This is a genomic window from Mucilaginibacter sp. (genome assembly GCF_039925265.1).
Classification (GTDB): domain Bacteria; phylum Bacteroidota; class Bacteroidia; order Sphingobacteriales; family Sphingobacteriaceae; genus Mucilaginibacter.
In genome coordinates this window covers 41,820-67,205 of sequence record NZ_JBDSZG010000047.1, presented here as the reverse complement: position 1 = coordinate 67,205, position 25,386 = coordinate 41,820, and the positions used below count along the sequence as shown (strand labels likewise).

Sequence of the window (25,386 nt, the reverse complement as noted above, 5' to 3'; positions counted from 1 at the left end):
CCTTCTAAGGTTATTTAACAGGCCCATGTCTGAAGATGAAGCACTTGCTTTAAAAAAAGTAATGGTAGACCACTACTCTGACTTACTAAATGAGGAAATTACTAAAGTAGTCAATGAAAAAGGATATACTCAAAAAGATTTTGATGATATGCTAAATGGCGACCGTTAATGATTGTTGTTATTGATACAAATTGCTTGCTGGCATCCATTCCACCACAAAGTGCTCATTATTGGTTATACACCGCCTTCAAAAAAGGGATGTTCGAATGGCTTATAAGTAATGAAGTAATGGCCGAATACGATGAGCAACTAACAAACCGATATTCTGAAGCCACTTCTAATTTGGTTTTATCTATTTTAAGCGTAGCATCCAACGTTATTTTTCAGGAGCCTTATTTCAAATGGAATCTTGTTGAAATGGATGCCGATGATAATAAATTTGTTGACCTAACAATAGCAGGAAACGCTGATTACCTTGTAACTAATGATAAACATTTTAATCCCTTAAAAACCATTGACTTTCCCAAATTCAATATCGTTACGTTAAATGAGTTTAAGACAATCGTTTTAGGCAAGTAAACAATCTTCTTACTTTTGACTTTCTACTTTTAACTTTTTACTTAAAAGAATGCCCTACTCTACCTTCGAAACCGAGCACCGCGTACGCCCGGATGATATAGACATGTTTCAGCATGTGCATAACAGCAAGTATTTTGACTACGTGCTGGCTGCCCGTTACGAACAGATGGAAACATGCTACGGCATGGCCATGGAGAAATTTATGGAACGAGGCTTTGGCTGGGTGGTACGCGCCGTGTATATGGACTATAAACGCGCACTGGTAATGGGCGATTACTTTTTAGTGCGCACCGGCATCGAAAGCATCAATGATAAAGGCTGCCGCGTGGCCTTCACCATCACCAACAAAGCCACTAAAAAGGTATGCTGCGATGGCTACTTTGATTACGTGATGATTGATATGGCAACCGGCCGCGGCACCAAAGTGCCGGAAGATGTGATAGAACATTACGGGATTTAGTAGATTTGCAGATTTCAAATGTGCAGATATGCAGATGAAATTGAAAGCCAATAAAACTATCAGCACATCCAAAGTTTAATTCGCCAGTATAGCATCGCCGCAGCAATTCATATCACTTACCAGTAAGCCTTTGGAGCCGTTAATGGTTTCGACGATGTGGATGTACTTATAGGTTTTGGTAAGCTGGTCAAATGCGTGGTCCACCACTTTTATATTAAGGTCCTCGGCAGAAAAATCAACCTCATCCTGCAGGCATAGGAAATGCTGGTTCTGCATAGGCAGAAAATCATGGGTGTAACCTTTGTCGTGCAGGTCTATAACGCGCATGGTGAGGGCGTTATTCAATTTACGGGCGTTGCTCTTAACACTGTTCATGGCTTTCATAGGTAGTTACGGTAAATAGGACGCTCGGGCGCTTCAAATAGTTACAAATGAGCTATTTAAAAGAAGCAGTTTATCCAAACAATATTTATACCAATAACTTAACAACACAAAAATGAACAACAAATACGTTAAAAATAGTCGCATTGTTACCGCGCAGGAGGTTTATAATCAGCGCGTGCCAACAACTATTCTGTTTTGATATCCAGCAAACGCAAATCCACCGTATAAATATCCGCCAGGCTGTTGCCTGTACCCTGCAAACGCTTGTTAAATTGCAGCAAGTTTTCGGCTTTTGCGGCAGTAGCGGTACGGGTGTTCCTGGTGCTCGAAAAATAGAACAGTTTTTTATCCCGCGTAACCTTAGGCGCCCAGTCAATGCCGTCGCTGCTTATCGGCACCGGCAGTTTCACTGCTTTGGTCCAAATATCGTTTTTATTGTAGCTGATATAAAAATCCAGTCCCCGAAAAAAGCTGCCGGGGGTAGAATTGTAAATAAGGTAACTTTCATCGGGGGCAATAAAGGCTTCGTAATCATTGCCAATGGTATTTATCCCTTCGCCAAGGTTTTCGGCAGGCTGGTATTTCCCGTTCACAAAACGGCATCGGTAAATATCGCAGCCTCCAAGCCCGCCACTACGGGTAGAGCCAAAATAGATGGTTCCATTATCGGCAATGCCCGGGTAATATTCATCCCCCTCGCTGTTTACCGGCGCGGGTAACCGCTGTGGCTTACCCCAATCGTTTACGCCCAGCTTCACCATCCAAATATCGGTGTCGTTTTTTGGCACCGCGCCATCTTCATCGGGCCGGTTACTCATAAAATAGAGCGTTTTGCCATCCTTAGCCACAAACGGGTCGGCATCCATATACTTGCCCGAAAAGGAAACAATTTTCGGTGCGCTCCAGCGCTTATTGCGCAGATAAGAAACGCAGATAGCGGAGACATTTAAATCGTAACTGCATTTAATAAAATAAAGCGTATCGCCGGTGGGCGAAAAGGCCGGGTGCGATTCATAATCGCCTTTGCTGATAACCCCCGGCTGGAATATTTTTGGGGCACTTTGCCCGAAAGCTGCCAGTTGCCCGAAAAAGCAGCATACAAGAATGAGGTAGATCTTCATAGAGATAAATTTTATCCAAATTTACCTACCCCCACAGATATCCGTATTTGATTTATTAAGTATAATTATTTATTTTACCATACTTTTAAAGCATTGCATGGATAAAAATTTATTAAACAAAGCAATAGGCGAAACAAACGCAAAAATACTGCACGAGTTGGAAACCGATGCTCGCCTGCCCGTAAGCGAAATTAGCAAACGCGTAGGACTGAGCGGACCGGCAGTAAGCGAGCGCATCAAAAAAATGGAAGATGAGGGAATTATCACCGGCTACACCACCGAGTTGGACCCCGATAAAGTTGGTTTGGCGGTTAACGCTTTCATCACCCTAAAATCGAGCCTTACCCATGCGGGTGTTATTAAAAAGATTGAAGAGATCCCCGATATACTGGAGTGTTACAGCATTACCGGCAACCATTGCATTATTATGAAGGTGGCTACCTACAGCACCAAGCGGTTAGAAACCATCATTGGCCAGCTGCAGCAATTCGGCGAAACCAACACTTCTATCATCCTATCGGCAACATTTAATAAGCGGGGCATTTTTTAATGCCCCGCTTAATGCTTTACATCGCCCCTTCTATCAGTTCGCTGTAAAACTCTGGCACGCTCCTACCTGCCGCCCGCACCTGCTGCGGTATTAAGCTGGCAGATGATTGCCCCGGAGTGGTGTTGATCTCTATAAAATAAAAATCCTGCGAGCCTTCCAGCAGGATAAAATCAACCCTAACCATGCCGCGGCAGTTTAGGCGTATGTATACCTGGGTTACTATTTCGGCTATTTCGCGCACTTTTTCGGCGGGGAGGTCGGCCGGGGTAATTTCTTCGGTAAAACCGGGGCTGTACTTGGCCTCATAATCAAAAAACTCTTTGCTGGTGATCAGTTCGGTAGCGGGAAGCACCGTTATTTTGCCTTTAAGGCGTGCGATACCTATACTAAACTCACGCCCCTTAATAAACTCTTCAATCAATATCTGGCTGTCTTCGTGGAAGGCTTTGTCGATAGCATCCTGCAAGCCGCCAACGTTGTGCACCTTGCTCATGCCCACACTGCTGCCGCCGTTGTTTGGTTTTATAAACAGCGGGAATTTAAGCGTGGAGGCAATAGTAGCCGTATCGTGCATATCGCGCTGATGCAGCTGCATCGATTTTGCGGTGTGCAAGCCATGGATCCCGTTCACAATGGCCTTGGTGTAGGCCTTGTTCATGGTAATGGCGGATGTGGTTGCGTCGCAGGTGTTATACGGGATGCCCATCATATCAAAATAACCTTGCAGCTTGCCATCTTCGCCGGGTGTGCCGTGTACGGTGATGAACGCAAAATCAAATTTTATCTTTTCGCCATTCAGGGTGATGCTAAAGTCATTCTTATCTACGGATACAGTTTCCCCATTGTTCTCGTAAACCCAGCTATCGCGGTTGATGAGGATGGTGTACACCTTGTATTTATCGATAGTGCCAAGGTTTGCGGCTATATTTTTTGCGCTGTTGAGCGACACTGCGTATTCGCCGGAAAATCCCCCGGCCAAAAGGGCTACGTTGATAGGTTTCATGATTCTGAGTTCGGATGTCGGATGTTCGATTTCGGATTTATCTCCAAGCCCCTAAAGTAAAGGTTATTTAAAAATTAAGCTAATTCAAAATAGATATTCCACAGAAAGTTATATCAAAATTCAAATTCTGCCCTCTGGAAAATCCGAAACGGCGTAGCCCTCTTGAGCAGCCATTACATAGAGCAACGCGAAAAATCGAAAATCCGAAATCCGAAATTATTCCCTATGTTTGGGTTTAATATCGCATCACCAGGTATGAGTAAATTCGGGTCTTATTTAAAATCAAGGCAATTCAGAAACACTGTTTTATTGGTCATATCCACCGTCATCGGTATCGTACTAATAGCCTTCTTCAGCCTCGGTTACTATACCCGCCACGGCAGCGGCATCCCGGTACCCCAGCTAAAAGGGCTCGATGTGGATAAAGCCATGGCAGCACTTAAAGAACAGGGGTTTAACTACAAGATAGACTCTGTTTACGTACCCGACCAAACTCCCGGCACTATTGTAGAGCAGGACCCTGATGCCGGCACCAACGTAAAAGAAGGCCGTACCATATACCTTACCATGGTTACCCAGCAGGCGCCACCTGTTGCCCTGCCCGATCTGATTACCGAGCAAAGCATTTACCGCGAAGCCGTGGCCATGCTATCTAACTACGGACTGAAAGTGGGCGACACCATTTACCGCAGCGATATAGCCCGTGACCGTGTACTGGAAGTTAAATTTAACGGCCAGGTAATAAAGCCCGGCACCAAACTACCAAAAGGCTCCCGTTTAGACCTCGTATTGGGCAACGGTGAAGGTGCCAGCGAAGTGGATATCCCCGAACTCATCAATCTCGATCTCGACGCGGCCAAATTCTCCATCAGGGGAGCTGGTTTAACTATTGGTACCATTACCTATGAGGGTAGTATTACAGATTCCACCAACGTCGTTGTAGTGAGCCAATCGCCCATGCGATCAGATTCGCTGAGCCAAACCAGCATCGGTACGCGCATAAACCTTACCGTTTCACAAGGGCAAAAAACCAATGAGCCAAATTGATGCTGCTACCCTGCAGCAGCGTTTAAACAATGGCGAACTATTAAACCTGCTGGATGTTAGGGAAAAGATCGAATTTTCCACCTTTAATATCGGTGGGGTAAACATACCTGTATCCAAACTCGCTGCCAATATCAACCTGGTTAATTACAACAAAACGGATGAGATAATCGTTATCTGTAGCGCGGGTATCCGCAGCGATAACGCGCAGGGTATTTTGAACTCTTTAGGCTATCAAAATGTGCTGAATTTAAAAGGCGGATTAATAGCTTTGCAAAAATTAAACAACAAATAAAACACATCTCCCAACATAATCTTCTATGTCAGAACAAAAAAAGCCTTCGGGCGGGGTATTAAAAAAATTCATTATCGCACTGGTGCTCATTATCATCATATCGCTTGCCGGCACGGGCGTATTTTATTATCTGCGTTACTTTGGCCCCAACGTAAGCGATAAACAAGAATACTTGTACATCCGCACCGGTTCCAATTTCAACGATGTTTATAAGACCATAACAGATAAGGGCATTGTTAAAGATACGACCACTTTTATGTGGGCCGCTCAGAACATGAACTACGTTACACGGGTAAAGCCGGGTAAATACCGTCTAAAATCGGGCATGAGCAACCGTTCGTTGATCAATATGCTAAAATCGGGCAACCAGGAACCTGTGAAACTGGCTATCCACAACATCAGGCTAAAGCAGCAGTTTGCGGGCTTTGTAGCCAAAAAACTGGAAACAGATTCGGTGTCGATGCTGCGCCTGTTGGATTCTGCCGCCTTTGTAGAAAAGTATGGTTTTACAACCGAGAACGTTTACACCATGTTCCTGCCAAATTCATACGAGTTTTACTGGAACACCACGCCGGAGAAATTCTTTGACCGGATGTACGCCAATTACCAAAAATTTTGGACCCCGGAGCGCAAAGCGAAGGCTGCCGCCATAAACCTTACACAACAGCAGGTATCTATCTTAGCTGCCGTTGTAGATGCCGAGGCACTGCATGATGATGATATGCCAGCCGTGGCCGGTTTGTACCTTAACCGCCTTAAAAAAGGCATGAAACTGGAAACCGACCCTACCGTCATATTCGCCGTGGGCGATTTCACCATCAAACGTGTATTAAGGAAGGATCTGATGAAGGATTCGCCGTACAATACTTACATGTATGCAGGCTTGCCCCCCGGCCCTATCATGATGCCATCCATCAACGCCATCAATTCGGTGCTGGATTACCAGCATAACGATTACCTGTATATGTGTGCAAAGGAAGATTTTTCGGGCTACCACAACTTTGCCAACAACGAGGCACAGCATCTGATAAACGCGCATAAATTTCAGGAAGCGTTAAACCAAAGGCACATATACCGGTAATGTTTCAGTACGCTACCAAACTACGGGTACGCTACGGCGAAACCGACCAGATGGGTTACATGTATTATGGCAACTATGCCGAGTTTTTTGAAGTGGGCCGGGTAGAGATGCTCCGCAGCCTGGGGTTAACCTACAGCGGCATGGAAGCATCGGGCATTATGATGCCCGTACTGGAGTTGAATTGCAAATACCTGAAACCCGCCCGGTACGACGAAGAGATCACCATTAACGTATCTATGGCGAAAATGCCGGGTGTGAAGATTCATTTTAAGTACGAGCTTTTTAACGAAAAACAGGAACTGATACATATAGGCGAGACCTTGCTGGCCTTCATCAACATGAAAACAAACCGCCCCTGCCTGCCGCCGCAGGAATTTATTGATAAATTAAAGCCTTTTTTTGAGTAATTTTATCCATGAAATGGATACACCGCTTTTTAAGCCATTTTAAGTTTTATCACTACGTAACCGACTGGGCAAAATCAGTTTACATCCCTGGGTTCAGGCCCCTGCCGTTGTATACCGTGATTGTTTTTTTTATAGAAGAAATTCAAAAAACGTCGCTTACCAACCGCGCGGCTGCATTAGCCTATAATTTTATGCTGGCGCTTTTCCCGGCCATCATCTTTTTATTTACGCTGATAGCTTATATACCGGTAACCGATTTCCAGCGAGACCTGCTTAGTGTTTTTGCGGAGATAATGCCAACCAACGCTTACGAAGCATTTAAAACCACCATAGAAGACATCATTAAGAACCAAAACGGAAAATTGCTTTCCATTGGTTTTATAACTGCGCTGTACTTTGCCACAAACGGTGTTAGTAACCTGATGCAGGCTTTTAACAAATCATCATTGATATTAGAGACGCGCACCTGGCTTAAAAGGCGGGCGATAGCGCTTTTACTTACTGTAGTTATAAGTATTGCGCTGCTTATAGCTATTGTAATTATGATAGCCGGGCAGGCAGTTATCGGCTTTATACAAGATAAGTTTTACAGCAATTCGCACTATTGGTTTTACCTTATCGCGTTGTCACGCTGGATAATTATACTGGTGATATTTTTCGTTAGCATTTGTATTTTGTACCGTTACGGCCCCTCCAACAAACGCAAGTGGAAGTTTATCAACCCCGGCTCTATTTTAGCCACCTCGCTGGCAATATTAACCTCTGTAGGCTTTACCTATTACACCAACAATTTCTCATCATACAATAAGGTTTATGGTTCAATTGGTACGCTTATCGTCGTGATGATCTACCTGTACCTAAACTCGCTCATCCTGCTCATTGGTTTCGAATTAAATGCCAGTGTAGACCTTTCCAAGCGGAATATACGCATTGTTAAGCCGCGGTATAACAGCTTCAGAGCGCCAAAAACAGCTGTTTCGCAGGCGAAAACCAACACGCCCCACAAATAACCCAATGGCGTACAGGAGTTTACAAGTAATTAAAAAAAAGTTAACATCGGGTTTGGCAATTCGCCCTGGATTTGTACTTTTGTCCCTGGAGAGCTGGCAGAGTGGTCGATTGCGGCAGTCTTGAAAACTGTTGACTGTAACAGGTCCTGGGGTTCGAATCCCTAGCTCTCCGCTGATAATATAAAACCCTGTAAATCAAACACTTACAGGGTTTTTTTATATAATGCGAAAGAATTCGAACCTAACGCTTTCAAAACTAAAAACCCCTTAATTTCGCTAATTAAGGGGTTTTTGGTTTTCGGCTCCTTTAAAAATATCAAAACATTCAAAATTCCGGTGACCTATTCGGAGCGTCTTTTGCTTTGAAAAAAGACGTTATATTAATTCAATTGAAGATTTTTTCCGTTATAGCCTTGCGCAAAACATTAAGGTAGATAAACAGGAAGCAGAGGACGGGAAACTTATACCGGATATTAATGGTAAATTGATCATACTGATTAGGAGGATTGGCAAGTTTCATATGGCTTATTCAAACAAAGCACTGGAAGGCACGGATTTGAGTCAAATTGAAGAATTTGGCATTCTGGCCACTATTCACAATGAGGGAACCCTATAAAATCAGAGGCTATTTACAATAATATTATTGAACTCTCCAGCGGCACCAATATGCTTATTCGAATGAAGAAAAAAGGCCTGGTCACCGAATTTGACGATGAACAGGACAAAAGAGTAAAAAGATTGAAGGTTACTGCCAAGGGAGAACAAACACTGATGAAGGCAAAGGACCGGGTACTTAAGGTAGCAAATATGATGTTACACGATATGTCAGACGATGATAAACGGTTATGCCTTCAACTGCTTAAACCCGTTAACAGCAGGTTTTCGGGCATGTATCAAAAACAAAAAAACAAACCATTTGAAGATATCTATCAGGAAAACTTATCTTAATTATGATGCCATGAGACGCTTTAGATACGGTTTGTCGTACCGCTTTTTTTCGCCGGCCAAGCCGAAATCGTTCTGAACGTATCATGGCGTTAGTTACAAGCATTTACGTTCAATAAAAAAAGCCGCCGGTTCTCATCTCCGGCAGCTCATAACCAATTATCAACTAAACACTACTATTCTATTTTGTTAAAGAGCTTAAACGGGCATATAGTTCTGCAATACAGGCTTCATCTAACAGCCATTTTGGCTTTTTTAATTCGTCAGATTTTGGCAGCCAGCTGTGGGTGGTGTAACCGTATTTATCTCTCGAGTTTTTCCAGGCATAGTTAAGGTCGTGCTCAACTGCAGCTATGTATTTATAATTACCGTCAACATGGTACAGCGCCTCATACCCCCTAAATAACACCGTCATAAACCATGGAAGATCGATGTGTAAGGTTAACGCACTATCATGAGGCACATTGCTGAAATACCTATAACTGTCCCGCGCCATCTGTTGCGCCTCGGTAAGGTATTTTTTATCTCCTGTTTCTTTATACAGGATAACAGCAGCTTCCAGTAACGACCCGGTATTATAACTCCAGAACGTGCGGTTTAACTTATTACCGGGTTTAATGTCATTCGCAATTACCCCGGTAGAATCGCGCAGGGTATTGTACATCCAGCTATAAAACCTTTTGCCTTCATTTAAATAATAAGTCTCTTTACATCCCTGGTAGATCTTTAGCGCGGTAAGGGTTGCCATGCCGTTGGTACAGGCGGGTTTTTGATCGTTATGCCCTTCGAGCCAGGTTACACCGCCTCCCAAATCATCGTTCCAGCCGCTCTGGATAAATTTAAATACTTCTTTAGCGCGCCGGAGGTAGATGGACTTTTTGGTATTAAAGTACGATTCCATATAATCAATACCTACCAGCCCGTTGTCGTCATAATATCTGTCGGCCTTTTCCATGCTAACCGGGAAAGCCTGGTATCCTGCTGGCTGGCGGATGTTATCGCGGTACTGTTCTACACCCGTCACTAAACTATCCTGGTATAGTTTATATTTACTTTTTAGCATTGGCACGCGCATTAAGGCATTGGTTGCTGAAAACATGCCCGAGAATGGCCATAAAAAGCTAACCGGTTTTTCTGTAACAGCGGCTCCCTGGAAATAATTCAGGCTATCTTTTTTATTGGATGGAAAATTTTCGGAAAACAAGCCCGTATAGACGGGCACGCGATAGTTTTTCCAAATGCTGGCATACATTGTTTGAGCTCTGGACAAGTATACTGCCGAAACCTTCTTTTGCGCTGCAGCATCTGTAAAATTAAGGAGCAGTACAAAAGAAAATATAACTGCCGGGCGGAAAGTGTTTTTCATACTTATTAATAGTTAATAATTACTGTTCTGATGGCGGAGGCACCGCAATGCCCCAGTTGGTATTTGGCTGGCTACCCATCATAAAAACCAGCTTGCCGCCTTGCATCAATTCATCGCGGTAGAGCCAGCAATTGTTTAATGGTTTGCCGTTAAACTCAGCTGTTTGGACGTACACATTCTGCGCAGAATTATTTTTTGTTTCGACAGACAGTGTTTTGCCGTTGCCTAAGGTTATAGTGGCTTTATCAAAAAGCGGGCTGCCCAACTCAATTATCGGCCTGGCATCGGTTAGTCCTTTAACATCAAATAAACCCAGGGCATTCATTACATACCACGATCCCAGTTGCCCCTGGTCTTCATCCTGCCCGTAGCCATAACCGTGGATAGGTTCTATACCATAAAACTCCTGTCCTATCAGCCTCGTCCATTTTTGGGTTAGCCAGGGTTTGCCCGAGAAATTGAACAGCCAGCTGATGTGGAGATTAGGCTGATTACCATGGTTATAAATTGAATTGATACCCGCAAATGCATCGATGGTTTTACCACCACCAAAGGCCAATTTCTCCGACACGGTGAAGATGCTATCTAACCGTTTATTAAAATTATCCTTGCCGATGGCATCTACGAGGCCGGCTGGGTTTTGAGGCACGTAAAACGTGTACTGTACCGCGTTCCCTTCCTGGAAGCCCCGCCATGGCTGATATGGGTCAAACTTGTCTACAAAGCTTCCGTTGAGCCGCTTGGGTTGCATCAGCTTATTTTTAGGGTTCAATAATTGTCGCCAACCATTTGAATACTTAATTAGCTGCTGATAATCGGCTGTTTTACCCATCGATTTTGCCATTTGCGCGGTCGCAAACGCGCTAAAGCTATATTCGAGCGTGTGTGAACCCGAGAAGTTGGAGCCTTTAGAATCGGTCACGAAATCGCGCCCGGTTTGCTCCAGGTGCGGCACATAGCCATGGGCTAAAAATGCCTTGGTATCCAGCTTACCTGCACCCACAATACGGTTTTTATAGTTGAGATCGTTGGCCTTAACTGCATCATAAGCCAGGGTAACATCGTAGTTGCGGATGCCGGAATTATAGGCCCCTACAATAGCAAGCCCGACAAAGTTTGTCCCAACGCCGGAGATGTACTCGCTGTTGGCAATGCCATCGCCAAACCAGCCGCGGTCCTTATACAACTGTAATTGCGTGTTTACAAAGCTGCCATACCATTTAGGATAGCTTAGCGCCCACAGTTGCGTGATGTTCCAGTAACCGCCCCATATGGCGTCGGTGTTAATAAATTCAGCTTTTAAATCGCCGCTTTGCTCCGGTAACCGGCCTGTGGCGCCGCCATGTTTTGGATAATCGCCGTTAACATCGCTGGCTATACCCCTGCCTAACAAAGCATGAAATAAGCCGGTGTAAAATTTTGTCTTATCAGGTACGTTTGTTCCTTCAACAACTATTTTGCCCAGTTGCTGCTGCCAGGTTTGTTGCGCGTTTGCTTTTGCCTTATCGAAAGACAAACCGGTTGCTTCAGCCATAAAGTTTGCCTTAGCATTTGCTACCGATGTGTACGAAAGGCCGGTTTTTACCTCTATCGTTTCGCTTTCGGTGGTTTCATAGTTCAGGGCCAAACCTGCGCCAACGCCTTTGCCTTCAGCTTTGTTAGGGTTGATGCTATCCTTATTGAAAGCGGTAACGTTTAATGGCTTTTTGCTGAGTTCGCCATAAAAGAACATCGCAACTTTACCCTCGGGATCGTAGATCTTCACATACTTTGGATAGGTGAATACAAAGCCCTCAAAATGGGTATCGTCAATCATTTTGATGCCGGCATCGGTAACATCGCTGCTTTCGCCCTGTTTGTTGCCAATATCCAGTATGATGTGCGATTGCCCATTCTTTGGGAACGTATAACGCTGAAAACCCACCCGCTTTGTGGCGGTTAATTCGGCAGTGATACCGTAATCATCCAGCAGTACTTTGTAATAACCGGGCTCGGCCACCTCGTTTTTTCTGTCGAATTTAGAGCGGTATCCAAAAGCCGGGCCATCCAGATCGCCGGGCTTCACCTTTAATTCACCATTCGTCGGCATATAGCTTACGCCACCTACCTGCCATTCGTGAAAATGCACGAAGCCCTCTATTGAGTTTTGGCGGGTATCGTAACCCACGGCCTCCCAGCCGCTTGGGTTACCATAGTGCCCGTTGGTTGAAGGGGCAAGCTTAGCCATTCCATAGGGGACCGCGGCAGGCGTATAAAAAAACCAACGGCTGTGCGCTGTACCAATATTGGGGTCTACATACTTTAGAACGCTTTCGCGCTGCACACCGCAGGATGCCAGCGAAACAGCTATTAACGCAAAGCCCGATCTGAAGGATATTTTCATAATAAAACTGTATATATAGTGTGCCGCCAACGGGCAGCTCTTATTCTTATTTATATTTGGAAAGCATTACCTGCAGGCGCTGCATCCAGGCCTGGTCTACACCTTCGTAATTACTGTACTTGCCCGCCCCATCCAAACCGGCAAACTGAAAGTATCCGTTATTTGTGGGGTTACGAAGTACGGTATTTATCGCATCCAAATTACCTTTTGCATAATTTAGCCAGGTGGCGTTATTATCTGTTTGGTATAATTTGATCATAGCTTGTGTTGCCCAACCGCACCAGCAGGGGGTTATTCTCCTGTCGTTGGTGTTAAATATATAAACGTTGTGCGGGGCGTCCCATAATACGCGGTTCATGGCGTTGCCAACCGCCTGCGCCCGGGATACATAACTGTTATCGTTTGTAGCCTGCGCGAATAATAAGAACGCTTCCACCATTATGGCGTTATCATAAGTAAAAATGGTGTTGTTACGAATACCTGTTTCTTCAAACTGCCAAACGTATAAACCGCTTGCACTATCGTACATTTTGCTGTTGAGCCAGGCGTTGACAGATATTGCCCAGTCTTTATAAGTTGCATCCCCGGTAATGAGATACAATTTGGAGAACAACTGCAAAGCCACGCCATTGGTTTGGGTGGGTTTAACCTTCCGTTCGGTGTTCCACCAAAAACCACCGCCGTACGTATTATCGAACAGGCCGCTTTTGATGAGCCAGTTGGCGCATTGTTTTGCCTTATCCAGGTAAGCAACCTTATCGGCACCCGTGGTTACTTCATAAGCATCCAGGTAAACCATACCGGTAAGCCCATTATCATCTGCATACTTGGTGCCCGATGAGCCGCTGCCGTCCAACCTGGCAAACGCAAAGTATCCCCCGTTGGAGTCCGCTTTATCCCACATGTTCTCCATCCATTTAAAGGTGAGGTTCATATCGGCAAGGTAAGTAGCGTCGCCCGCGGCAACCATAGCCGCATCGGCGTAGATCTGGCTGGCATTATACCATTCAAAAGCGCTGTTAGGATCGGTGGTGGTGTTTACTTTATAACTCCTGTACGATGTCATAAGGTTGCTTACGATAAAGCCATGCGTTTCCTTAGCCTTGGTAAGGTAAGTTGATACCGTTGGCTCGCCGCCGCCACCGGGTGGCGTTACGGGCGGTGGTATCGGAGGAGTAACAGGTGTAACCGGTGTTTTGCCACACGATACTGCCAATAAAAGTACAACCGCCATGCATCCGTATAAGTAGTTTTTCATAATATGAGCTTTTAAAGATCACCTGCAATATTTTAAACCATTGCAGGTGACCAATTAATAAGGAACGTCTCCTCTTATTTATAAGGTAGTTACTGTATGTGTATAGGCACCATCGGTTTTAAAGTTCACATCCACTTTTACGTTGTGGCGATCTGCCGAAGGATCGAATTTATAGGTATTGGCCCATTGGTCGTTTGTAACCGGCAGCAGGAAAAAGTAAGAAGCCGCCTGGCCCGCCGGAGGACCGTTATCTCCCCTCGAGCTGCCCATGTACTGGACACCTGCAGAGGTATGCACCACAAACTTGTAACGCTCATCGCGCCCCCACGAAAACTGGTAAAACTCTATGGGCAAATTTGCAATTTGCCAGGTGCTGTTGCCAACGTAGTTAAGCTGCCCTATCTCTGATCCGTATGCCGACATCCACAAACCAACCGACTGAATTTCTACACTGGAAGTGGTTGCCACATTAAAATCAAACGTAAGCTTGTATTTTTTATCGGCGCTAACGGTTACCGGCGTACTACCCTCTTTTATTAAGCCGCCATCTATATAGTATTTTTTACCTGCATCGCTCGGCTTATCAGTTAAAAAATAGTTCCCGGCTTTTAGCGAAGTGTAAATTTCAAACACCCCCTCTTCATTCTTTTTAAGTTTAACGGCTTTGGTAATATCAGTACCACCCTCGGTAGCCGAACCGGTGATGTACATATCTACCGGAATCTCGGCAAAACCGGCAGGCCTGCTCAATTGGAGGGTTCTCGATTCTGATGATGCAACAACATTTGTACCTTTTGATGCCAGGACGGTCCATTTTAACTTACCGGTTGATGATGCAGCAATCCCGCCCATGTTGGCTATTTTGTTCAGATCCTTGTGCGTAAGGGTAATTTTAGTTTCTACACCGCCACCATTCGATACGGTTTTATAAACCGGCTTACTAAAGTCGCCGCCTTCTTTATCAAAGGCTATCTGGTACAATACATAATCGCCATCGGCAGCTTGTGCTGCGTCCCATTTAAACTCAACCGATGCCGGTGTTGCCGGGGCAAGTGCTACCGCTGTGTTGTTTGCCGGCAGGCTGAGGCTACCTACAGCAGTTAAATTCAGGTTTAATGGTTTTACTTCCTTTTTACAGGAGGCAATTACGAGCATGGCCACTAACAGCACACCGCCCGATTGGATAAATTTTCTCATTGCTTATAATTTTTTTAAATTGGTTTAACAAGATCAATAGCCCGGATTTTGCGTAAGGTTTGGGTCCAGCCCTATTTCTGACGCCGGGATAGGCCACAGATAATTCTTAGCCGGATCGAACTGGCGTTTTTGTGCGCGGATGTAACCGTTATCAACCCCGGCATCGCCAAATTTGGCACCGTGAGCAAAACCGTTCAATACGGCTTCTGCAGTTTTCCAGCGGCGGATATCGTCGGTACGCAGCCCTTCCATAGCCAGCTCTGCCCTACGCTCCCTACGGATGACATTGGTCACATCAGCAGTGCCGGGGAAATCCAAAGCACCCGCATCGGTAAAGCCCGCGCGGCGGCGAAGCAGACCGATGGTGTTGTTCCATACAGTTGCATCCATCTGGCCGAGGCTTTGCTTAGCTTCCGCGTAATCCAGCAGCACTTCGGCATACCTGATCAAATGCAGGTTTGAGCCGGATGTAAAAGAGGTCTGCGCAATGGGATCGAAATATTTTCTCCAGTAATAGCCTGTTGGCGATGATGCCTGCGAAGCAGGGTTGTACTCATCCAAACGCGAAGCATCAGGGTCGGTTCCCGGTTTAATATAAATGGTTTTGCTTGTGCCATTGCCGTTTACCCAATTGAATTTATCATAAACCACTGTGGCGGTAAGACGCGGATCGCGGTTTACGTAAGGATTGCTCTCCACGTAGCCTGAACCCGCATCGTTTATGCCTTTACCATTTAGGGTAATGTAGCTATCCACCAACTCCTGTGTGGGCGACATACCGCTTACGCGGCCGCCTACAGAGCGTGGCGCGAAATCGAAAAACTCGCCCCAGGTGCGGATGCTTGGCACATATTGCAAGGAAAGCAAGCTTTCGTTATTGGTTTTATTAACCGTTGGGTTGCTGAACAGATCGCTGTATTTGCTCACCAGGTTGTATGCGCCCGCCTGTCCGCTCATCAACTTCTCACAAACCGATATTACATCAGCCATGCGGTTACCTTCGTACAATAATACACGGGCCTCCAAAGCCAGGGCGGCTCCTTTGGTAATGCGTCCATTCTCGCTGGCCGGGATTTGGTCTTTGGTAGGTAATGCTGCGGCCGCAGCCTCCAGCTCATCTATCACAAATTTAATTACGGTAGCCTTTGGCGAGCGGGCAATGGTTTTTGCTTCGTCGGCAGTAATGTCCTTGTCAATCAGGGGTACATCGCCATACCATTTAGCCAGGTTAAAGTGCTCAAAAGCGCGTATAAAGCGGGTTTCGGCTTTTAAACGGGCAATTACATCGGCAGAAAGTGTTTTATTCTGATCTATATTGGCCAGGAATATATTACACGATTTAATAGTGCTGTAATAATATGCCCAGTCGCCCAAGAACTTACCCTGCGATGCTGTATAATTACCGCTGGCTATCAGCGAATAATCACCCGATGAGCTGTAGGCGTTATCAGAAGTGGCCTCGTTGTAAAAGTAAATGCCACTGTTATAAATTAAGCTGTAGTTGTTGTTAAGCGCGTTATATACGTTGGCATCAACAGTCCAGAAGGTAAGGTCCGAAAACCTGTCGGTTGGGGCCAGATCAAGTTTCTTGCATCCGGTTGCCGCTGTGGCCACCATAAATGCTATACAAAGTTTATTTAGAAATTTCATGTTTGTCTTTTTTAATATTGTCCTTAAAAGGTGATATCTATACCTGCTCCATAAAATACCGGCAGCGGGTAAGAGCGCGCGCTGTTAGAACCGGATCCAACGCTAACGTTGTTACCAAACTCCGTTGTTTCAGGGTCAATAAATTTCAGTTTTGTTAAGGTGTAAAGGTTTTGGCCGATAAGGGAGATTCTCAACCGCTCCATCCCTGCTTTTTTGCTGATGCTTTTAGGGAAGGTGTAACCAATGTTAACATTCTTTAACCTTGCGTAAGCAGCATCGTACTTATACAGATCAGACCCGGTGCGCCAGTTGTAAGTATTAGAAGCAGAACCGATAGCAGCCAACCTTGGGTACCGTGCATCGGTATTTTCCGGTGTCCAGTAATCGGTCATGTGGTCGTACAATGTCTGCCCGTAGTTGTAGTGAAACGGCTCAACAAGCTCGCCGCGTAAGAATGCATCGCGCTTGCCAACACCCTGGATAAAGAAAGAGAAATCAATGCCTTTGAAAGCCAGCCTGTAGGTAAAGCCGAATGTAAAACGAGGGAAAGGGTTACCTAAAACGGTTTTATCTTTTTCGTCGATAATGCCATCGCTGTTAAGATCTTTAAACTTCAGGTCGCCTGCGCCAACGGTTGCGCCCGCAATTTTGGGGGATGCATCGATATCGGCCTGGTTTTGGAAAAAGCCGTTGGTTTCGTAACCATAATATTGGGTGATAGGTTGCCCAACTTTCCTGATCAGCTGGAATACATCCTGGTTAATGATCTGTTCTGTTGTGCCGCCCGTTAAGGTTAGCAGCTTGTTTTTGCTATCGGCAATATTAAAGCTGATGCTGTGCGATACCGCGCTGGTATTAAAGTTATAGCTGACAGTTGCTTCCCAGCCTTTGTTACGCACCTTAGCCACATTATAATCGGGCAGGCCGGCGCCAAATACTTTTGGCACATCGTAACGCGGTTGCAAAATATCGCTGGTTGTCTTGTTAAAATAATCAAACGATGCAGTAAGCGCGTTGTTAAAGAAACCAAGATCCACACCGATGTTAAGCGTTGCTGCTTTCTCCCAGGTAAGGTCTTTATTGCTCAGGTTAAAACCTGCACCACCTACAATGGAGTTGTTATAACCGTAAGCGCTCGGATAGTTAAAATAAGTGGTTTGATACTGGTACGACCCCACATTTTGATTACCCAATACACCATAGGTTGCACGCAGCTTTAAGTTGCTGATGGTGTTTTTCATCGACTGCATAAACGATTCTTCGGTTACCAGCCAACCCAGATTCACCGATGGGAAGAAACTCGCGCGATTGCCTTTGGCAAATTTTGAAGAGGCATCGTCACGTACGGTGGCCTCGAAAAGATACTTGCCCTTGTAGGTATAATTAACCCTGCCAAAAAGCGAATTAAGGCTTGTTTGATCGTTGGCGATGCTGTTAAATGAGTTGTTAGCATCTATCAGCGTGCCGGTGGTTGCGGTTCCTAAATAAGGATCAGTAAGTGTTTTTTGTAACTGGAAACCCCTGTTGCTAAAGTTTTCGTTTGATGCGCCAAATAGCACTTTAAACGTATGGTCTTTTATCCTTTTATTGTATTCTAACAATAACTGGGTATTGAGCAACAGCGATTTGCCGTTATTATCCAATACCGAAAGATCATCGCCATAAACACCTGCGGGTACATAGTTAACCTTTGTACGGCGGAAGAAATTGCCGTTGTTGGCAATAGTACCACCAAATACACCGGTTAATTTCAGGTCTTTTGTAATGTTTACCTGGCCGTTAAAGTTGCCAAAGATCTCGTCGTTATCTGCCTGGTTAAAACCGCCTTTTTCAAGCACGCCGTACTCATTATATTGTGAGGCTACCGCATTTGTTAAGTAGTTACCATTAGCGTCTTTCCAGCTGTAGTTTAGCGGAACACGGTTAGCATCGGCAAAAATATTATTGTCGCCAACGCTGTTGGTTTTGTTGCGGGTTTTGGTGTAATTCAATATCATGTTTACCCGCAGGATGCCGATAAGCGACGTTTGATTTAAACGAACGTTATACTTGGTATAGCCAAAATCTGCTCCCGAACCACCGTTGCCTATCAGGTTGCTTTTTTGATCCTGGTAACCTGCAGAAAGGTAATAAGAGTTGGTTTCGCCGCCACCGCTGATGCTTACATTGTGCGATTGCTGGGGTGCGTTTTTCAGCAAATGCTCCACATCCCAGGTACCGTCGCCGGCAGCTTTTAATGCCTGAATATCATCAGGTGTATAAATTGGCGGTAAACCGGAGTTTATCAGCGACTGGTTTTTGTAATAAGCGTTATCCCAGGCGTGTACTTTATGCACCAGCACTTTAGGATCCTGCAAACCGTAGCTGGCGTTGTAGCTAAATGCTGGTTTTTGATTGAGCTTCCCGCTTTTTGTAGTAATCAATAATACGCCGTTTGCTGCACGCGAACCGTATATAGCAGCCGAACCGGCGTCTTTTAAAACGGAAACGCTGGCAATGTCATTAGGATTGAGCGTGTTGATGTTACCGCCGATGATACCATCTATAACCACCAATGGGTCGTTATTACCCAGCGTACCTACACCACGGATGTTGATGGTTACGTTACTGCCCGGGTTAAGCGAGCTCTGCTGGATAATTAAGTTTGGTGCCTCGCCCTGTAAAGCCTGAAGGGTATTGAGTACGGGCTTGTTTTCGATGCTTTTTGCGCTTACCTGGTTAACGGCCCCGGTAAGGGTAACCTTTGATTGCGTGCCGTAACCAACCACAACAACTTCGCTTAAGCTTTTGTTGGCCGGCGCCAGGCTTACGTTGATCTGCGTTTTACCTGCAATGGCAACTTCCTGAGAAGTATACCCGATAAACGAGAACGTAAGGTTTCTGCCTGCATAGGCATCGGGCAAGGTGAGTTTATAATTACCGTTCACGTCGGTAACGGTGCCAACTGTAGTGCCGGCAATACTAATGTTTACACCAGGCAGCGGTTGTTTTTGTTCATCTAATACGCGCCCGGTAACGATAATATCGGCTACCCCGGTGGTATTGGCAGCGCCAATGGCGGATGCCTGTGCAAAGCCGCAATTAAGCGCTGCGATACAAAAGAGCATCAGCAGAAAGGGGGTGTAGTATAGCCTCCTTAATTTTTTTAGTTTTTGTAATAATTTCATTCTCATAGCAATTGGTTTATTTGGATTATTTTTAGGGTTATTTTAACGCGGTTCTTCATTCCGCGTGGTTAATACTTTTGTCTGTCTTTTTCTTACTTAATAGTTTTAGGGGATTTGTGATAAGAGCTTTTCCAATACGCTTCAATATTTTCGAGCGAGAGCCCTTTGGTTTCGGGGATGAGTTTCCAGGTGAGCCAAAAGGCGGGCGAGCAGCATAGGGCAAACAGCCAGAAGGTCCACGCCGAGCCTAACCCTTCCAGCATTACAGGCGTTAACTGCCCAACTAAAAAATTACCTATCCATAAGGATAGCGTTGCAAGTGCCATGGCTTTACCCCGAATTGCGTTAGGGAAGATCTCTCCTACCACAACCCAGCAAACCGGGCCAAACGAAAAGGCAAAACAAGATATAAAGGCAAGGATGAAGACGAGTATCCAGGGGCCCGAGGTAAGGCCGAACGCAAATAAGGCACCTATAACCACCAGCGATAATACCGCGCCGCCGATGCCTGCAAATAACAGTGGCCGCCTGCCCCATTTATCTACCGTAAAAATGGCAACAAACGTAAAAACCACGTTTACGAAGCCAATAGTTACCTGCCCGCCAAGCGCGTTGTTGAGGGTGAACCCGGCCTGCTCTAAAATGCGCGGTCCGTAGTAGATCACCGCATTAATACCGCATACCTGCGATAAAAACGGCAACAAGAGCCCTATCCACAATGCTTTGCGGTAAACCGGCTTAAACAGTTCTTTTATAGAGGTATTGCTCTCGTCTCCCTGCGCTTTAAAAGCCTTTATCTCATTTGCCGCAGCATCGGGGCCGTCTATCTTAGCCAATATTTCGGCGGCCCGTTGCTCCTTTCCTTTTAAAAGCAACCAGCGGGGCGACTCGGGCACCAAAAACAAACACAATAAAAATATGCCGGCAGGCAAAGCCCCGAGGCCCAACATAGCGCGCCACACTTCGCCCGAAAATATTTTTTGCATCGCATCGTTGTCATGCGTTTCTGATGCATGATTTGCCAGGTAAGCGTTGCTAAAATACGCCAGCACTATACCAATGGTTAAAGCCAATTGATAGAGAGAAACCATCATTCCCCTAAGCCGGGATGGAGCAAATTCAGAAATGTAAAGAGGCGACACCATTGACGCCACACCTATACCAAGGCCACCTATCAGCCTGAAAATTATTAATGATGTAAACGAGCCGGAGAACATACACCCCAAGGCCGAGGCCAGGAATAAAATAGCTGATATGATAAGCACTATCTTTCTGCCATACTTATCACTCAGCTTTCCGGAAATGCTAACCCCTATGATGCAGCCAAGCAACGCGCAGCTTACAAACCAGCCTTCGCTTACCGGGCTCAGGTTAAAATCGGTTTTTACGAGGCTGATGGTGCCGGAAATTACTGCGGTATCAAAACCAAACAAAAAACCTCCTAAGGCTGCAACTAAACAAACCAGGTAAAGGTATATGCTGCTCTTTTTAGCCGTTTTAGAACTATTTATAGCGATACTCATAATGCTTATTTTAAAAATGCTTTGATAACCTTAGCGCGGCCGTTGCCCAGGTTTGTTATTTTATAGGACCCTGCAGCAGCGGGGATAACCACCGTTTCGGCATAGGCATATTCTTTAATAGCGCCACCTGCCGTTTCTATAGCTATAGCGGTACCTTCTACCAGCATTAATACATGGCAGCAATTGTTGGTAGCAATTGTAAGCTGGCCGTCGAATTCAACACGGTGCACATCATAAAAATGATCTGCGTGTGTTGGCAAATGAACAATTTGCCAGCCATCGGCTTGCTCAATAACTTGTTGTTTCGAGATGAGTTCTTCGCTCACGCGGCTGCCTTTACGCTCAAAATTGAGGTTATTAAACGCATGGTCGATATTAATTGGTCTTGGATTTCCTTCCAGATCAAGCCTCAACCAATCGTACATTTTAAAGGTGAATATGTACGGCGTCGCGCTTATCTCCAGCACAAGGTTCCCTGCGCCGGCGCTGTGCACCGTTCCGTTAGGTATGAGGAACAGGTCGTGCTTTTGAGCCGTGTGCGACTGTACGTACTCCTCAATAGCTATCTCTTTACCATTAGCCTGGCTTTCTTCCAGTGCTGCCCTAAACTCTGTTGCATCAATATTTTCCTGAAAACCCAGGTATACATTTGCCCGCTCGTCGCAATCTAAAATGTAATAGGTTTCATCCTGGGTGATATTCTCTCCAAAGTTTTCTCTGATGTATTGAAGCGTTGGGTGGCACTGGATAGAAAGGTTGCCGCCGTTAAAAGTATCGAGGAAATCGAAACGGATAGGGAACTCGTCGCCAAATATATCCGCATGTTTTCCTAATACCTGTCGGTTGTTGTGAAACATCAGCGTATCAAAGGAAACTTCCAGTAAGTTACCGTCGCTTTCAAAAACGATCCCGTTCTCGGGCACGATCAGTTCAAACGACCAGGCGTAATTCACTACGTCCGCATTGATATTTTTGACGTGATTTTTTATCCATTGCCCGCCCCATGCGCCAGGCTCAAACCAGGGCCGCACGCGTATGGTTGATCGGGTCAACTGATTTAAACCATCCGCAAGGTCTGTTTTAAACATCCAGTTGATGGTGCTTGGCCATTGCCCATCTGCCACCACTGTTACTCTATTGAGGATGGCTTTTTTATGATCATTTAGCAGTACCCAATCCACAAAGTAGAAGCGCTTGTACATCTGAAACGGCTCGGCAATTTCAGGAGTTCCCAGATTTGTAATTGCGCCCGACCGCATCCTAAACTGCAGTTCGTTCTTCGGCAAATCGATGTAAATAATTGCTGCATCCCAATTTGCCAGGGCAGCACCCGGGCCAATTATAATATTTATGGCTGCAGACCCGTTAGGCGATTGATTGGCGAGTTCGCGGGCATTAAACAGATCCGCAAGCGTTAAAGTACATTTGGTTCCCCAAACAGATTCGTACTCGCCCAGGTAAGGCGCAACTAATTGTTGTAGCTCTTGCGGGTCTTTTAAAAAATCCTCTGTTTTTACCCAGTTGATTAAAAAGCCTTCCTTCCCCAATAACTGATCCAGTTCGTCTTTTATCTTGTTGAAAAACACACCAACATATCCATCGATAATAACTGTTTTCTGCCGCGCAATCCAACTTGCCAGCGACTCATATCCGCTGAAGATCTTACCATCGCCCAAACTGCAAAAAGGATACACGTCATATTCGCCACGTTTGGTGAATGAGCCATCTAACTTAGCGGGCATGAGGTATTGCGATGTTTTGCGCAGGCCGGTATCCTCTAACTCTATTTGCTGATCATTCTTAATTTCGATATTCATTTATTTGTAGTAATGTATGTACATATTAATTTATTACAAATGAGCGACCAGGTCGCTTTTTATTTCAATAATTTGTAGGAATTAACGGGTTTATAAAGTAATAATGTACAAACATAGAAAATTATTTAATTATTAAAATTAAATTTTTAATAATTTATTGCCATAATATAGTGTGCAAACTACACTATAAAGTATTTTTTATTTATAATATGTATGAACATAATGCCAATTTAATAAAAATTTGCTACTATTGCATACAGTAAACCCTTATGCGCTACTCAATAGATCATAAAAGCCCTATCCCACTACACGCCCAGGCGGAAACGCTCCTGAGGCAATTAATTGCCGAAGAAGATTATCAAAATGGTAAGATAATGCCCAACGAGGTTGAACTGGCAAAAATACTGGCCATATCACGTACCACACTTAGGCAAGCCATTAACAAGTTGGTTTTCGAAGGGCTCTTGGTCCGAAAAAAGCGGGTGGGTACCAAAGTTGCTCAAACAGGGGTTAGTTCAAAATCAAACAACTGGCTCAGCTTTTCGCAAGAGATGAAACTGAGGGGTATTACCATCAGGAACTTTGAATTACACGTTACCTGGGAGATGCCCAATACCGAAGTAATTCGCTTTTTTGAAATTAAACCCGATAAGCAGGTTTTAAAAATGGAGCGTGTAAGGGGCAAAACGGATGAACCATTTGTGTATTTCGCCTCGTACTTTCACCCCCGCGTGGGCTTAACCGGCGACGAAGATTTTAAAAGACCATTATACGAGTTACTGGAACACGAGCACTCCGTTATTGCAACCCTGTCGAAAGAAGAGATAAGCGCCATGGCTTCAGATGAATTTATTGCCGGTAAACTGCGAATCCCAGTGGGTAGCCCTATCCTATTCCGAAAACGTTTTGTTTTTGACCAGGGGGAACGGCCAATAGAATTTAATATAGGATACTACAAGGCGGATAGCTTTGTTTACACCGTAGAGAGTACACGATAAAACATCCTAATGTACACTACTCTACCACAGTATCTGTAGTATAATCGGTGTTAGTTGTAAGTAGAATGGGCACATCATTAGTACAGAGGCATGCCTCCTTTATTTTATAAAAGCGGCTACGCCTTGGGGCTTAATACGTTTAATGTTACCCTGTTTATCAAAATTCAAGCTATCGATACAAAGCTCACGTAAAACATATTCCTTTTTTTGCGGATGTATACGATGATACAATATGTAATACTGTCCGTTTTGTTTAAACACGGTGTGATGACCCGGGCCGAGTGTGGTGCTATCTTTAGTGGTAGACAGGATAGGGTCGTTCTTCCCTTCTATCCACGGCCCCATGGGTGTTTTAGAGGTAGAATAACGAACCTGGTAGGTACCATCAATGGCTTTGCCGTTTGAGTACATTAGATAGTAAAGGCCGTTACGCTTGATCATGTGCGGCGCTTCAAAGTAATTGGGCGGCGTTACCTCGCGGGGCGTACCATCAAAAGTTACCATATCGGGCTTTAATTTTACCGCCATACAATGCCCGTTGATCCAATTAAAACCCGAGCCCCAATATAAATAAGCCTGACCGTCATCATCTATAAAACAGTCGGCATCAATATTATGTACGTTGGGGAAATCGTCTTTAGCCACTAATGGACCACCATTTTTCCGGGCGTTTTTCCAGGGCCCAAGCGGACGATCGGCAACGCCAACCCATACCTCGCTGCCAACGGCTACATACATGTAAAATTTACCGTTAGGTGCTTTGCGTACCGCAGGTGCCCACACCATTGAACTGCCTGATGTTGGGCTTGTACAGGCCGCTTTAGTAGGCCAGTTGATGTGCCTTTTGGTAAATTTCTTAAAATCAACCGTTTCCAGTACGCCCAGTTCGCTCCCACCCCAAGGGTCGATAGTTGCATATATATAATAAACCCCCTTGTGTTTAACAACGGTAGGATCGGCATAGTAACCCTTAAATATAGGGTTGGTGATCATTTTTTTTTGAGCGGATAAATTTCCGGCAAACAATAACAGGCAAAGTAACAGTATTTGTTGCCGCTTAATTTCAAGGAATCTCATTTTTTGGCTGGTTAATTTAACAACAGTTAACTCGTTTAAATTCTTACGCCGGGCAATTTAATGATACCTGA

General features: G+C 45.0%; 23 protein-coding genes and 1 tRNA gene. 12 read left to right on the top strand and 12 right to left on the bottom strand.

Translation table 11 applies throughout. The features are described 5' to 3' along the window. Positions 1-25 precede the first annotated feature (25 nt). Genes ABIX36_RS21750 through ABIX36_RS21740 form a run of 3 tightly spaced genes read left to right on the top strand, consistent with a single transcriptional unit; the run spans position 26 to position 1,039 of the window. Positions 26-169, top strand: coding sequence for a hypothetical protein (locus ABIX36_RS21750; RefSeq protein ID WP_348084274.1), 144 nt, complete (start codon positions 26-28; stop codon positions 167-169). Next, entirely contained in the window at positions 169-579 is a 411-nt protein-coding gene (locus ABIX36_RS21745) for a putative toxin-antitoxin system toxin component, PIN family (RefSeq protein ID WP_348084273.1), read from the top strand. The genes ABIX36_RS21750 and ABIX36_RS21745 overlap by 1 nt, the downstream gene beginning before the upstream one ends. A 49-nt stretch (positions 580-628) precedes the next feature. Next, positions 629-1,039, top strand: a complete 411-nt coding sequence (locus ABIX36_RS21740) for an acyl-CoA thioesterase (RefSeq protein WP_348084272.1) — start codon at positions 629-631, stop codon at positions 1,037-1,039. A 75-nt stretch (positions 1,040-1,114) separates the two neighbouring features. Here the strand turns inward: ABIX36_RS21740 and ABIX36_RS21735 are convergent, their stop codons facing one another. Together ABIX36_RS21735 and ABIX36_RS21730 are read right to left on the bottom strand one after the other, a co-directional pair. Beyond that, positions 1,115-1,423 (bottom strand): hypothetical protein, encoded by a 309-nt coding sequence (locus tag ABIX36_RS21735; RefSeq protein WP_348084271.1) that lies wholly within the window; start codon positions 1,421-1,423, stop codon positions 1,115-1,117. Between the two features lie 185 nt (positions 1,424-1,608). Continuing rightward, entirely contained in the window at positions 1,609-2,544 is a 936-nt protein-coding gene (locus tag ABIX36_RS21730) for a hypothetical protein (RefSeq protein ID WP_348084270.1), read from the bottom strand. 97 nt (positions 2,545-2,641) lie between these two features. Here ABIX36_RS21730 and ABIX36_RS21725 point away from each other — a divergent pair, with 97 nt between their 5' ends. Continuing rightward, positions 2,642-3,094, top strand: a complete 453-nt coding sequence (locus tag ABIX36_RS21725; protein ID WP_348084269.1) for an Lrp/AsnC family transcriptional regulator — start codon at positions 2,642-2,644, stop codon at positions 3,092-3,094. Between the two features lie 16 nt (positions 3,095-3,110). Here the strand turns inward: ABIX36_RS21725 and ABIX36_RS21720 are convergent, their stop codons facing one another. After that, a complete protein-coding gene (locus tag ABIX36_RS21720) occupies positions 3,111-4,097 on the bottom strand; it encodes a D-alanine--D-alanine ligase (RefSeq protein ID WP_348084268.1) in 987 nt (328 codons plus the stop codon). Between the two features lie 255 nt (positions 4,098-4,352). On the opposite strand from ABIX36_RS21720, the gene ABIX36_RS21715 reads away from it, so the two are divergent. From ABIX36_RS21715 to ABIX36_RS21685, 7 genes are all read left to right on the top strand, one after another. Then, positions 4,353-5,144, top strand: coding sequence for a PASTA domain-containing protein (locus ABIX36_RS21715; RefSeq protein ID WP_348084267.1), 792 nt, complete (start codon positions 4,353-4,355; stop codon positions 5,142-5,144). Continuing rightward, positions 5,131-5,436: a rhodanese-like domain-containing protein gene (locus ABIX36_RS21710; RefSeq protein ID WP_348084266.1), complete on the top strand. Its 306-nt coding sequence runs from the start codon at positions 5,131-5,133 to the stop codon at positions 5,434-5,436. The genes ABIX36_RS21715 and ABIX36_RS21710 overlap by 14 nt, the downstream gene beginning before the upstream one ends. 25 nt (positions 5,437-5,461) lie before the next feature. Then, complete coding sequence (mltG, locus tag ABIX36_RS21705; RefSeq protein ID WP_348084265.1) at positions 5,462-6,517, top strand: endolytic transglycosylase MltG; 1,056 nt, start codon at positions 5,462-5,464, stop codon at positions 6,515-6,517. Further along, entirely contained in the window at positions 6,517-6,924 is a 408-nt protein-coding gene (locus ABIX36_RS21700; RefSeq protein ID WP_128536464.1) for a thioesterase family protein, read from the top strand. Before mltG ends, ABIX36_RS21700 begins: the two co-directional genes overlap by 1 nt. 8 nt (positions 6,925-6,932) lie before the next feature. After that, complete coding sequence (locus tag ABIX36_RS21695) at positions 6,933-7,934, top strand: YihY/virulence factor BrkB family protein (RefSeq protein WP_348084264.1); 1,002 nt, start codon at positions 6,933-6,935, stop codon at positions 7,932-7,934. 87 nt (positions 7,935-8,021) lie between these two features. Further along, a tRNA-Ser gene (locus ABIX36_RS21690) sits at positions 8,022-8,106 on the top strand. 506 nt (positions 8,107-8,612) lie between these two features. Next, positions 8,613-8,882 carry a hypothetical protein gene (locus ABIX36_RS21685; RefSeq protein WP_348084263.1) on the top strand — a complete coding sequence of 90 codons (270 nt, stop codon included), beginning with the start codon at positions 8,613-8,615 and terminating at the stop codon, positions 8,880-8,882. 178 nt (positions 8,883-9,060) lie between these two features. Here ABIX36_RS21685 and ABIX36_RS21680 read toward each other — a convergent pair whose 3' ends face one another. The 8 genes from ABIX36_RS21680 to ABIX36_RS21645 all read right to left on the bottom strand — a co-directional run bounded on the left by ABIX36_RS21680 (position 9,061) and on the right by ABIX36_RS21645 (position 23,240). Continuing rightward, entirely contained in the window at positions 9,061-10,245 is a 1,185-nt protein-coding gene (locus ABIX36_RS21680; RefSeq protein WP_348084262.1) for a glycoside hydrolase family 76 protein, read from the bottom strand. Positions 10,246-10,264: 19 nt separating this feature from the next. Further along, positions 10,265-12,628, bottom strand: coding sequence for a GH92 family glycosyl hydrolase (locus tag ABIX36_RS21675; RefSeq protein ID WP_348084261.1), 2,364 nt, complete (start codon positions 12,626-12,628; stop codon positions 10,265-10,267). 46 nt (positions 12,629-12,674) lie between these two features. Next, positions 12,675-13,886, bottom strand: a complete 1,212-nt coding sequence (locus ABIX36_RS21670) for a glycoside hydrolase family 76 protein (protein ID WP_348084260.1) — start codon at positions 13,884-13,886, stop codon at positions 12,675-12,677. Between the two features lie 78 nt (positions 13,887-13,964). Continuing rightward, positions 13,965-15,083, bottom strand: a complete 1,119-nt coding sequence (locus ABIX36_RS21665) for a SusE domain-containing protein (RefSeq protein WP_348084259.1) — start codon at positions 15,081-15,083, stop codon at positions 13,965-13,967. A 33-nt stretch (positions 15,084-15,116) separates the two neighbouring features. Next, entirely contained in the window at positions 15,117-16,733 is a 1,617-nt protein-coding gene (locus ABIX36_RS21660; RefSeq protein ID WP_348084258.1) for a RagB/SusD family nutrient uptake outer membrane protein, read from the bottom strand. Between the two features lie 23 nt (positions 16,734-16,756). Continuing rightward, a complete protein-coding gene (locus ABIX36_RS21655; RefSeq protein WP_348084257.1) occupies positions 16,757-19,900 on the bottom strand; it encodes a TonB-dependent receptor in 3,144 nt (1,047 codons plus the stop codon). A gap of 92 nt (positions 19,901-19,992) precedes the next feature. Further along, entirely contained in the window at positions 19,993-21,423 is a 1,431-nt protein-coding gene (locus ABIX36_RS21650) for a sugar porter family MFS transporter (RefSeq protein WP_348084256.1), read from the bottom strand. 5 nt (positions 21,424-21,428) lie between these two features. Continuing rightward, a complete protein-coding gene (locus ABIX36_RS21645) occupies positions 21,429-23,240 on the bottom strand; it encodes a class I mannose-6-phosphate isomerase (RefSeq protein WP_348084255.1) in 1,812 nt (603 codons plus the stop codon). Positions 23,241-23,509: 269 nt separating this feature from the next. Between ABIX36_RS21645 and ABIX36_RS21640 the strand changes: the two genes are divergently transcribed. After that, a complete protein-coding gene (locus tag ABIX36_RS21640; protein WP_348084254.1) occupies positions 23,510-24,238 on the top strand; it encodes a GntR family transcriptional regulator in 729 nt (242 codons plus the stop codon). 99 nt (positions 24,239-24,337) lie between these two features. Here the strand turns inward: ABIX36_RS21640 and ABIX36_RS21635 are convergent, their stop codons facing one another. After that, entirely contained in the window at positions 24,338-25,315 is a 978-nt protein-coding gene (locus ABIX36_RS21635; protein ID WP_348084253.1) for a family 43 glycosylhydrolase, read from the bottom strand. Positions 25,316-25,386: the final 71 nt, after the last annotated feature.